Genomic DNA, 12680 nt, shown 5'->3' with positions numbered 1-12680 from the left:
GTCCTGATCACCGTTTCGATTCCGGCGATTGGATCGCCTTGATAGTCGCTTGTACCAGGCGCAGATCATAGTTTTTCGACTCCTGCTCCAGTTTCTTTAATCGGGGTATCGCCTGGTCTGCCAGTGGTCCGAACTGCTTGAGCCCTTCCAGCGCTGCACGTCGCTGCTGCGGATCATCAAGCATTTTAATCAGGTGAGGAACGGCCTCCTGTGCCGGCGCACCGATGCGTCCTAATGAACCAGCGGCGGCCAGGCGAATGGATTGATCATCCAGAGCTTTCAGCAAAGCTGGCACCGCAGGCTGAGCGGCAGCACCAAAGTTCCCCAGGGCCTGCGCAGCGGTATATTGCACGCGTTCATGCGTGCCTTCCATCGCTCTCATCAAGGCAGGTACTGCCAGGTCCGCTTCAATCGCCAGCTCCCCCAGCGACCGGGCAGCCAGGCCAGCAATATCACGGTCATTTTCTTCCAGTGCCTTGATCAGCATCATGACCACCGCTTTTGACTTCAACGAGCCAGCGGCACGAATCGCCATTTCACGATCATATTGATTTTCGCCGCTGGCAACTTTCAATAACAGGGGTTCGATCTGATCGGGAGATGCGGGGGCAAAGACTCCCAGGCTGAATGCAGCATCCGCTCGCAGATTCGGTTGATCGAGAGCCTGAGCCAGAATGTCAATCGTCGGTTGATGGTCTTGCTCAATCTTCTTCAGCGCCAGGGCTGCCGCGTACATGGTTCGCTCATTCGTCAACTTCTCCCGAAGCGCCGGGATGGCAGCTGCAGCGGTCTGGCCCAGTTCTCCCAGGGCAGAGGCGGTATCCACGTAATAACTGACCGTGCCCAGCAGATCAATCAAAGCCGGCACTGCTGATTTCGCAGCAGGCCCGATCTGTCCCAACTGTTTAATAGCCGCCTGCCGATGATCACGGTTTTCCAATAAATCGATCAGGACAGGAACCCATTTTTCATCCAGGGAACCAATCATCTCCAGGCCATACCCTGCCCGTTCTACCAGTTCCCCGTCATCCGATTCCAGAGCCCCCCGCACGATGGGCAGCAGCGAATCATTTCCGGAACCCGCTTTCAACAGGCAGAGCGCCGCCAGCAGGCTGGTCGTTCGACCGGAACTTTTCAAAAAAGATTCCAATTCATACAGGACGGACTCCGGAATTTCTTCCCTGGTTTGTCCCAGTGACATCAACGTCTGTTGCACAATGTCCTGATCTGGCTCTGCGAGCAACCTGGTAATCTCGGTACCAGCTTCCGTCTCCTGGACCAGATACCCGATGGCGGTCCTGCATTGTGAAAGATTCTTTTCTGCCTGCATGTCCAGAATCAGGGAAAGCAGTTGCGGACGCAGCTGTTTTCGCAGCGACTCCTCCTGGGAGAGATTAAGTATCACTTCATTCTGCTCTTCCTGTTCCAGATCCTCCCGTTGTGTCAGTACTTGCTTAAGAGTCTCGGGAGACGTCGTCGCTACCCTCCTCAATACATCACCAGCAACCTGTTTTATCTCCCAGTTTTCACTCTGCAGCCCTTTGAGTAGAAGGGGAATCAGCAACACCGTATCCTGGCCAGTTTCTGCCACAGCGATCGCAGCCGCGATCTGCAGCGGTTGAGGCTGTTTCTCTTTCAGAAACCCCTTGAGATATTTAACGACCTCAGGATTTTCTTCCGTCATCTCCCCCAGTGCCAGAACCGCTTTGGCACGTCGACCCGGATCCAGTTCAGCATTGGATGCAACTGCTTCCAGACTGCCCAGAGCTGGTTTTCCTGCAGAAATCAATAGTGTGGAAATCTGATTGGCCAGTCCCTCATCGATTTGGTTGCTCGCTAATTGGTCGGACAGTAATTGAATGGCTGAAGAAGGCAGCGATTTCTGTCCAGTGAGGATGCTCACCACAGAGTACTGTAAGTCAGGATTTGCGAGGGTTCTGATCACCCCTTTCAACTCGTCCTCAGTTAACTCAAAATTGGCAAGTGCAGACGCAGCGGCTTCGCTGACCCGGGAATTGGAACCGTTAAACAGCTTCAGCAATGCTGCTTTCGCCTGAGCCTGCTGCTGTTTCGAAAAGGATTTCTGACGGCTGCTCAATGCCCGAGGCGTGTGAAGTCGGACGGAGTCGTTTTCTGACTGCAATGCTTCCAGGAGAATGGAATCAATCTGCGCCTGCTGAGATTCCGAGGAGGACAGCATGATTGCTGCACACTGTTTTGTCAGCAGGTCTTTCTGTCCTAAAGCCGCTTCCAGGGAAGCCTGCTCTCCCGGACTGGGGCGATGATGAAAATCCCTGAGCAAAGACATCGCATTTATTTTTACCTGGGGAGCACTCTGAGAATCACAGATGATTTTGATCAGTGCGGGATACGAGTACCTCCAGGCGTTCTGGAGCGCGGAACGGATTTCCCAGTCCACTTCCCCTTCATCCAGTTGCTTGATCAGCACGGAAACAATTTTCTGGTCAGCCCCGCCGATTTTCTCCAGCAGTTTCGCTGCTTTGAGACTCACTTCAGGATCGGGGTCGTTCAATAATTTCTGCAGGGAACTGCTGGCCTTTGTAATATATTCCGCCTGATCCAGAAGGGAGACCGCCAGTGATCTGCTCTCTTCGTCATCCTGCGCAAGCGTTTTGATCAGCGTCTCTGTGGCCGCTTTGGAATCGGGACAGATCTGCTCGAGCGCTTCGGAAATGGCATCGCTCTCGTCAGGATATTTCGGATAGGCGGCCAGCAGTGTCGGAACCGCGGCATCCGCTTGGGAACCAAATTGTCCCAGCGCCGAGATATACGCAGTTCGTACATCCTCCGGTGTCTGATCCAGATGCTTCACCTTTTCAATCAATACCGGCAACCCCTGCTTGATTTTCCGGTTACCAATTTCTGCCGCCACGTCTGCCTGCAACGCTACGGGACGGGATGTGTTTAACAGGGCCACCAGTTTTTCATCCAGCGTACCGCTCCGTACGGGATCATGGCGTGAGAGGAAAATGACAGCCATGCCCCGTAATTCCTCTGACTCTTCAGTATCGTTCATGATCTCCGTCATTACCTTGACGATTTGCGCCGCCTGCTCTTCTGACTTCATGAACGATTCGAGTACTTTCATCACAGACTCGCGAAACACGGCGCGCTGCCCTGGATCTCGCAGAAGCTCCATGAGCGTCGGTAAGGAAGCTTGTCCTAACTGCTGCTTCGCCTCATACCGATACCAGGGATTCTCTGACTGCATTGTCACCAGGGCGCCATACACCTTCAGCTTCGGATCGGTCACATACGATTTCTCTTTCTCCTTCTGATTTTCTTTAGGGATCTCTTTCAGCAGTTTCAGTAATTCCGACTTGTCCACCACGCCGATCCTGCGCTGGCGCATCGATCCGTCGACGATGAGCGCAAACGTCGGAATACTGGTGATATAAAAATGCGCACTCAAATCCGGATTTTGATCGACGTCCACCTGAATGACCGGGTAGCCTTCGTCCTGAAGTTCTTTCACCACCGGCTTCATCAGCCGACAGGGGCCACACCAGTCTGCATAGAAATCGACAAGCTGGCCTTTGGATGTAAAGGTGTGTGACTGGATGTATTTCCGCGACATATTTGCCACCTGTTCATCCTTGTCATCCACGACATTCAACAAACCGGTGACAACGCGGTTGGGGTCTATCTTGGACGTGACCATCATGGAGACGGCCATGACGCGCTGATCGCGATCCTGCGATTTCAGATCGTTTAATGACGACCGGAAAGTTTTCTCACGATGTTTGGCCATGACGCTTTCAACATAATCATCGTCGTCAGATTCCTCTTTTTTCAGCGCCGTTTTTTCTTTCTGAGTCGCAGGTTCCTTAGCCGGTGCTGGCTCAGGCCCAGCCTGACTGGGAGTTGCTTCACTCTGTTCCTCGGGAGCAGGCTGAGCACCGCAGCCGACAATGGTTAACAAAAAGAGACTCAATAAAGCAGATTTAGACATTTTCGTCCTCATAGTCCTACATGGCTGAAAGAATGGGTTGAGCTGTTCTTTCGGTCGCAGCTGTCCTGTCGAGAGCGCAACACGCAACCTGTTCTCATGTCTATTAAACTATCAGGCTGACATTCTGAACGCAAGATGCCCGCCTGGATTTCATCCTGCTGAAATCGAAGCGGGCATCAACCTTCTCATTTCACGCTGCGACCGACCGACTCACAGAGCCGATCGGTACGCATCCGCGAACTCACTTTCCTGAAGCAGGTCGCAGTTCAGCGCTGGCCGACGGCCACCGCTTTTGCTGCTTTCTGCTGTGACCGGTCCAGATCAAATCGATCCAGGTTCATCACCTTCGTCCAGGCGGCTACGAAATCATTCACGAACTTCTGCTCGGCGTCTTCGCTGCCATACACTTCCGCGATGGCACGCAGTTGTGAATTCGAACCGAAGACCAGATCGACCGAACTGGCCATCCATTTGACCTGATCTGTCTTGCGATCGCGTCCTTCATAAAAATGCTCACACATTTTGGACTTGTCCCATTTGGTATTCATGTCCAGCAGATTCACGAAGAAGTCATTTGTCAACGTGCCCGGTTGCTTCGTAAACACACCCAGCGAAGAATTCCCGGCGTTGGCATTCAACGCCCGCATGCCGCCCACCAGAACCGTCATCTCAGGGGCCGTCAACGTCAACAGATTGGCGCGATCCACAAGCATCTCCGCCGCGGATCGATCGTAAACGTGACCGTGATCCTGGAAATTGCGAAATCCGTCCGCCTTGGGTTCCAGCACAGCGAATGCTGCGGCGTCCGTCATTTCTGCAGTCGCATCGGTGCGTCCCGGTGTGAAAGGAACCTGAACTTCATGCCCGGCTTTTTTCGCTGCTGCTTCCACAGCAGCAGAACCCGCCAGCACGATCAGGTCGGCCAGCGAAACTTTTTTGTCACCCGACTGTGCGCTGTTAAATTCGGACTGAATCTGCTCCAGTGTCTTGATCACTTTCGCCAGTGTAGCAGGATCGTTGGCTTTCCAGTCTTTCTGAGGAGCCAGACGAATTCGAGCACCGTTGGCACCCCCGCGGTTATCGGAACCGCGGAATGTGGAAGCCGACGCCCAGGCGGTAGAAACCAGTTCGGGTACTGTTAATTCCGAAGCCAGTACTTTGGCTTTCAATTCCGCGATATCCTGCTTGTTGACCAATTCATGATCGACGGCGGGCACGGGATCCTGCCACAACTGAGCGGCTGGCACCTCGGGTCCCAGACAGCGGGAAACAGGTCCCATATCGCGGTGAGTCAACTTGTACCATGCTTTCGCAAAAGCTTTGGCAAACTCATCCGGGTGTTCATGGAAGCGTCTGGAAATCTTGCCATACGCGGGGTCCATCTTGAGCGCCAGGTCGGTGGTAAACATCATGGGCGCGTGTGATTTTTTGGGATCGTGTGCATCGGGAACCGTTCCCTGAGCCGATTCTTCCTTCGGTGTCCACTGCCACGCACCCGCGGGGCTCTTCACCTGCTTCCATTCGTAACCGAACAGATTATCAAAGTAACCGTTCGACCATTGTGTCGGCGTTGACGTCCAGGCACCTTCCAGACCGCTGGTGATCGTATCGCCTGCGTTTCCTTTTTTATATTTGTTCTTCCAGCCCAATCCCTGCTCCGCCAGGCTCGCACCTTCGGGTTCCGGGCCGACGTTTCCTTTGGGACTGGCGGCGCCGTGTGCTTTTCCAAACGTGTGTCCGCCAGCGATCAATGCGACGGTCTCTTCATCATTCATCGCCATCCGAGCGAATGTTTCCCGAATGTCATGGGCAGCAGCCAGCGGATCAGGCTTCCCGTTTGGTCCTTCCGGATTGACGTAGATCAACCCCATCTGAACGGCGGCCAGCGGATTTTCGAGTTCCCGATCCCCCGTGTATCGCTCGTCGCCCAGCCATTCACTTTCCGGTCCCCAGTACACATCTTTTTGTGGTTCCCAGACATCTTCACGACCGCCAGCAAATCCGAACGTTTCGAATCCCATTGATTCCAGAGCGCAGTTACCCGTCAAAACCATCAGGTCGGCCCAGGAAATTTTGCGACCATATTTCTGTTTGATCGGCCAGAGCAATCTGCGGGCCTTGTCGAGGTTTGCATTGTCGGGCCAGCTGTTGAGGGGTGCAAAGCGTTGTGTCCCATCCGAAGCACCGCCACGACCGTCGGTCACACGATAGGTGCCCGCACTATGCCAGGCCATGCGAATAAACAACGGACCATAATGGCCGTAGTCCGCAGGCCACCAGTCTTGCGAGGTGGTCATCAATTTTTTGATGTCTTTCTTCACGGCTGCCAGGTCGAGTTTCTGAAATTCCGCGGCGTAATTGAAATCTTCGCCCATCGGATTACTCTTCTGCGAGTTCTGATGCAGCACATCCAGATTCAACTGGTTCGGCCACCAGCCCCCGTTTGACATGCTGCCGATAACAGTGTTCTTCACAGAAGGATTACTGGCGTCCCCCATCACCGGGCATTTACTGATGTCCTGTTTTTTGTCAGCCTGTTGAGCCGCCTCTTTCGTCAGAGGCGGATGCTGCTGAGCTAACGCGGCTCCTGCAATGCAGAGCACCGCACAGCTCGAAACGAAACGCTTCAAGTGAGTTTTCATGGTCATGTCTCTCCAGAAATGAATAGTGATGCGGATTCTGTACAAAGTGAGATCACCTCACCATGCTTCACCATTATGGATGCGATCTTCTGATATATCTAATGCATTTTCATTATACACGCCATGCATTAGATGCATAGATAAGCCGCGAGCAGCGTGAGACTGCTGACCAGAAAAAAAGTGCACCCTAAGCCATTACAGAATAATTACTTACAGGCCGTCAATCACTTCCGACATTGTCACTGACGCCTTTTATTCGGCCAGATTGTTAACAGAAATTTGCATCTACAACAAAGAGCGATTTCTCCGTTGATAGATATAGACTGTGTGATCGCCCGAAGGCACTAAAGTCTTTAATTGCTTTGCCGTTCTCTGTTATTGGCTGTATTTTTCTGAGCTGATTGGTAGGAAGATAAACTTTGATGAGGTCTGTTCGATTATTATAGCCTCCTGAGAAAAGCACGTTTCCCTTAGAAACAGCAAAAGCATTGGAACCGGAAACGGGAAGGTTCCGCCAGATTCCGTTAACTTTATGGTCTGTAATTCGGACAACGGGAAAATCGGTGTAATAGTACAACCATGTTTCATGGCTTGAGCATACATTGAGTGCATAGCAGTCAATGATCGGGTCTGCTTCTATGCAAACAGCACGAAAATCAAATACCTGTTCTCCGACGTGGTCGAGACAGACCAGACCACTTCGACTCAGTTCACAATCTCCGAAGACACCTTCGTCAAAATAACTGATCCATATTTTTGAGTCTTTCGTAACCTGCACGTCTTCAATCCCATCTCCTGCCGGAAAGCACCGAACATGTTTTCCAGAAGCATCATAAACATGGGCGTTACGATCTTGATCTCCCGACGCTCGACAACGAACTAACAGCCAGTTTTGATCGCCAATCGGTTGAACAGAATGAAAGTTCTCTAAAGTAGGAGTCAGATCGACAGTGAACCAGTCTTCTCCTGCATAGTAATGGATACGATAGTCATTGAGGGTCTCTGACTTTTTCTTTGCAAAGCTGGCACCACCCGAGTTTTCCTGTCGGTAATCCGGCAGTTTTCCCAGAGAGAGCATGATCGGATTGAGTCGAGGACCCACCGTGACCGTAATCAGGTTTCGGTTTCCGATCACGGTTTCAAAATCGGCGAGAGGGCGTGCGCGAATCTTTTCAGACATTTGTGTCAATTACTTTTTCTGCTTGTTGACTATGTGTTGACTTTGCCAGGTAGTCATTCAGCATTTCCGTGAGATCTTCCTCATATTTGTAAAACGCAGCATCAATATTACAGGCTCTCTCATTATGAACCAGCGTGCCCGAATCGGCAACGAAGCTGGTATGCGTGACCTGTACTTCCAGGCAAGCGACTGCTGTCGGCGGGACTCTCTGCCTTGACCCCGTGGTTCGCGCAGCTGATACTGAAAGGAACGATTCAGAGAATCCCAGAAGAATTCCTTTCCGAGGAGCCACCATGCAGACTGTTACATGTTTTCCACAGCGCCAGGTTAATACTGTAATTACAGATCGATTACACAGATTCGCGACCCTCTGTCTGATACTGATAACCATCTCTGTCGGATCAGGTTTACCCGATACAACGCACGCCGCAGAAAAAGCAAACGATCCCAATATCATCTACATTTTGGCCGATGACATGGGTTACGGCGACATTCGGGCACTCAATCCGGAATGTAAAATTGCCACGCCGCACCTCGATCAACTCGCACACGGCGGCATGATTTTTACCGACGCGCATTCCAGTTCGTCCGTCTGCACACCCACCCGCTACGGAGTTCTCACCGGTCGCTACAACTGGCGTTCGCGGCTCAAAAGTGGCGTGCTCTGGGGACTGTCCCGACGTCTGATTGAACCGGACCGCGAAACGGTTCCTTCAATGCTCAAAGAACATGGTTACTATACTGCCTGTGTCGGCAAATGGCATCTGGGCATGGACTGGTCACTCAAAAAAGGGGGTTTCGCCACAGAAGCCGCATATAACAAAAAAACCAATCCAGGCTGGGAAGTCGATTATGCCAAACCGATCCAGAACGGCCCGAACAGCGTCGGCTTCGATTACTTCTTTGGTATCAGCGCTTCACTCGACATGCCCCCGTATGTCTATATTGAAAACGATCGCAGCCAGGGCATCCCCACGGTCACCAAAGCCTTCTTTCGCGATGGTCCGGCGCATAAAGATTTCGAAGCCATCGACGTGCTGCCCCGCATCACCGACAAAACGGTTGAGATCATCGATCAACGGGCGGCCGCTGCGAAACAGGGAAAACCGTTCTTCATTTACTTCCCCCTCAATGCACCTCACACGCCGATTCTGCCGACACCCGCATGGCAGGGCAAAAGTGGCATCAACGCCTACTGTGATTTTGTCATGCAGGTCGACGACACCGTCGGCCAGGTGATGCAGGCGCTGAAGAAACAGGGCATTGCTGAAAACACACTCGTCATCTTCACCGCCGACAATGGCTGCTCTCCCGCTGCCAACTTCAAAGAGATGACCGACAAAGATCATCAACCCAGCTACCAGTTTCGCGGACACAAGGCCGACATCTATGAAGGCGGACACCGGGTCCCCTTCATCGCCAACTGGCCCGCGCGAATTAAAGCGGGCACGCATTCGGATCAGCTCACCTGCCTGACCGATCTGTTTGCCACCGCCGCCGACATCGTGGGTGCAAAAGTCCCCGATGATGCCGGCGAAGACAGCGTGAGTATTCTTCCCGCCATGGAAAGCAAAGCCGATACGCCACTCAGGGAAGCCGCCGTCCACCATTCGATTCGCGGTGCGTTTTCCATTCGCAAAGATCACTGGAAACTCGAACTCTGTCCGGGTTCGGGAGGCTGGAGCTTTCCCAAGCCAGGCAAAGACAACCTGAGTGAACTCCCCGCCATCCAACTGTATGACCTCAACAACGATGTCAGCGAACAGAAAAATGTGCAGGCGGAACATCCGGAAGTCGTCAAAGAACTGACGAAATTACTGCAGAGTTATGCGGACCGTGGACGCTCGACTCCGGGCAAATCGCAGCCGAATACGGGCGAAGTCGATCTGTTCAAAGCGGGAAAATCAGCACAAACCATGAAAAAGCCCGCGAAGAAAGCCCTGAAGAAGAAATCCTAAGTCGTACTCTGTTCGGACTTTAGTAAACCGGTGATTCCACAATTACCGGTGATGCGAATGTCTGACGTTCAGATGAAAAAACTTGAATTTTCTCGACTCGTCCGTTATTCTAACGTATTGAATTATTCCGATAGGAAAAGAACAACGTCAATCGACTCTCCCCAAAATGAGTTCAGCCCGTCAGGCAATGGTGTCTGACTACCGTCCCCCGAATTCGGCGGTTCTGACGGACCGGCATTACTTTCAATTATCTCACCAGGTTCCCTCTTGAGATTCTTAAAGTCTTACGGGTGGCCTGACAGGGATTGAACGCGTATGTATGGTTCTCAAGTTCCACGAACTGTCTGTAGCTGTCTCGCGGTTCTCACCTCGCTTGTGTTGAGCACTCCGGCCACTTCTCATGGTGCGCCTGTGTCAGCAGAAAAACCGGCGACTCACAAAATCGACTTTGAGAAATCGGTCCGACCGCTGTTTGTCAAACACTGTCAGGACTGTCATGGACCCGATGCCCGCGAAGGGGGCCTGCGATTAACCAGCCGCAAAAATATTCTGCTGCGCAACGATTCGGGTGAGCCGGCCATCATTCCCGGAAACAGTAAAGAGAGCCTGCTCCTGCATCGCGTCTCCAGCAGAGACGAGAGCGAACAGATGCCTCCCGCCGATGCCGGCACACGACTTACACAACAGGAAATCCAGACTCTCAAACAATGGATCGAAGCCGGCGCAGACTGGCCGACGGAATCAGAAGAACCGAAGCACTGGGCCTACATCCCACCGGTGAAAAGTCCTCTGCCGGAAGTAAACAGCTCTTTTCGAATTAACAATGCCATTGATGCCTTCGTTGCAAAGAAATTATCACAACAAACGCCGCCACTCGCTCAGTCTCCCCAGGCCAGTCCCGCGCGGCTGCTGCGACGTGTCTCCCTCGACCTGATCGGCCTGCCCCCTTCTCCCGAAGATGTGATCGCATTCGAAAAAAATCCGTCTCCGGCCGCGTATGAAAAATATGTCGACAAGCTACTCAAATCACCCCGCTATGGTGAAAAATGGGCGCGGCAGTGGCTCGACCTGGCCCGCTATGCGGACTCCAACGGATTTCAGGCCGACCAGCTGCGTGAGATGTGGCTGTATCGTGACTGGATCATCAACGCCTTGAATGCGGATCTGCCCTTCGATCAGTTTACCATTCAACAGATTGCAGGCGACCTGATCCCCAAAGCAACACTGGACCAGAAAATCGCGACCGGCTTTCATCGCTGTACGACCTGTAATGTCGAAGCAGGCGTTGACCCCGAAGAGAATCGCGTCAACCAGATTTTCGACCGCGTCAATACCACCGGCCTGGTCTGGCTCGGTTCCACATTCGAGTGTGCACAGTGTCACAACCACAAATACGATCCCTTCTCACAGCAGGACTACTACCAGATCTTCGCCTTCTTCAACAACACCCCGCTAGAGGTCAAGCAGCTTGGCAAGAGCGTGACGTTTGAAGTTACCGGCCCCAAACTGGCGATTCCCCTGGCCAAAGAAGAACTGAAAACCAGAGAGCAACTGACGGCGGAACGCCTGGCACTGCAGAAGCAGTTGAACCAGCGTCAGAAAGATCTGAAAACCGCCTGGTCGGAATGGGAAGAGACCACTCTGGCGCTGCTGGAGAACAGTGAAGAAGCCGGCAAAATCCCCGCAAACGTTCGCAAATCGCTGCGAACCGAAGCAGAAAAAAGGACCAAAAAGCAGACCACCGCCTTAACGCAGTATCAACAACAACAGGACGCGGAGTACACCGACCTCGACCAGAAACTGAGCCAGGTCCGCGAACAACTGACTGCACTGGAACCCGATTCCACGCTGGTGATGGTAGAGATGCCGGAGCCCCGCATGAATAATATTTTCAAACGCGGCGATTTCCTCAGCAAAGGCGCCGCAGTCACACCCCGCACTCCGGACGCACTGCATCCCCTTAAAACAAACGCGACGCCTGACCGCCTGGAGTTTGCCCGCTGGCTTGTTGCCCGCGAGAATCCGCTGGTCGCACGCGTCACCGTCAATCGCTGGTGGGCACAGTTTTTCGGTCATGGCATTGTCGCCACCCAGGAAGATTTCGGCAGCCAGGGAGATGCCCCCACGCATCCCGAATTACTCGACTGGCTGGCGGTGGAATTCATGGACCACAACTGGTCGATGAAACAGGTTCATAAACTAATCGTGATGTCGGCCACCTATCAGCAGTCGGCCCGCATCACGCCAGAACTGCTCGAAGTGGATCCTTACAACAAGCTGTATACCCGTGGTCCCCGGCTGCGTCTTTCAGCCGAAACGATTCGTGATAACGCGCTGACCATCAGTGGTCTGCTCTCGACCAAAATGGGAGGCCCGCCCGTTTATCCACCCCAGCCAAAGGGACTCTGGAGACACGTGGGCCGCAACGCGCCCAAGTATCTGACTTCTACTTCCGAAGACCGTTACCGTCGCGGCGTGTATGTGATCTGGAGACGCAGCGCACCGTATCCGAGCTTTACGAATTTCGATGCCCCGGACCGGGGTGCCTGTGTGATCAATCGTTCGCGCACCAATACACCCCTGCAGGCTCTGACACTGCTCAACGATCCCGCGTACGTGGAAATCGGCGTCGGTCTGGCAAAACGGCTGGCGACGAAAGGCCTGGATTCCGACATGACGGACCGCGAACGCATCAAGTATGCATTCCGCCTGTGTGTCGCCCGCGAAGCGAAGCCAATCGAAGTGGATCATTTAACCAAAGTCTTTGAACAGGAACTGAAATATTTCCAGGATCATCCCCAGGCAGCCCAGAAGCTGATTGCAGCGGACGACCGACCGGAAGGGGTCGGTGCCTCTCGCATGGCGGCGTGGCTGTATGTTGCCAACATCCTGTTGAATTTAGATGAAACCATCACGAAGGGATAATC

5 protein-coding genes are annotated in these 12680 nt (G+C 53.0%); 2 read left to right on the top strand and 3 right to left on the bottom strand.

What is annotated here, in order from left to right; all coding sequences use genetic code 11:
- Positions 1-7 precede the first annotated feature (7 nt).
- The 3 genes from Pan161_RS00910 to Pan161_RS00900 all read right to left on the bottom strand — a co-directional run bounded on the left by Pan161_RS00910 (position 8) and on the right by Pan161_RS00900 (position 7795).
- Positions 8-3973, bottom strand: coding sequence for a HEAT repeat domain-containing protein (locus tag Pan161_RS00910; RefSeq protein ID WP_197995626.1), 3966 nt, complete (start codon positions 3971-3973; stop codon positions 8-10).
- Between the two features lie 266 nt (positions 3974-4239).
- Positions 4240-6615, bottom strand: coding sequence for a catalase/peroxidase HPI (katG, locus tag Pan161_RS00905; protein ID WP_145223739.1), 2376 nt, complete (start codon positions 6613-6615; stop codon positions 4240-4242).
- A 268-nt stretch (positions 6616-6883) separates the two neighbouring features.
- Complete coding sequence (locus Pan161_RS00900) at positions 6884-7795, bottom strand: hypothetical protein (protein WP_145223738.1); 912 nt, start codon at positions 7793-7795, stop codon at positions 6884-6886.
- A 293-nt stretch (positions 7796-8088) separates the two neighbouring features.
- Here Pan161_RS00900 and Pan161_RS00895 point away from each other — a divergent pair, with 293 nt between their 5' ends.
- Positions 8089-9753, top strand: coding sequence for a sulfatase family protein (locus Pan161_RS00895; protein WP_232103576.1), 1665 nt, complete (start codon positions 8089-8091; stop codon positions 9751-9753).
- A gap of 411 nt (positions 9754-10164) precedes the next feature.
- The gene (locus Pan161_RS00890) at positions 10165-12678 is read left to right on the top strand and encodes a DUF1553 domain-containing protein (protein WP_197995625.1); all 2514 of its coding nucleotides are present in this window, start codon (positions 10165-10167) and stop codon (positions 12676-12678) included.
- The last annotated feature ends 2 nt before the right edge of the window (positions 12679-12680 follow it).

It is taken from the genome of Gimesia algae, assembly GCF_007746795.1.
Taxonomy (GTDB): domain Bacteria; phylum Planctomycetota; class Planctomycetia; order Planctomycetales; family Planctomycetaceae; genus Gimesia; species Gimesia algae.
Note: the sequence above shows the minus strand (reverse complement) of the source record. Positions and strands in the feature narration are given on the sequence as shown.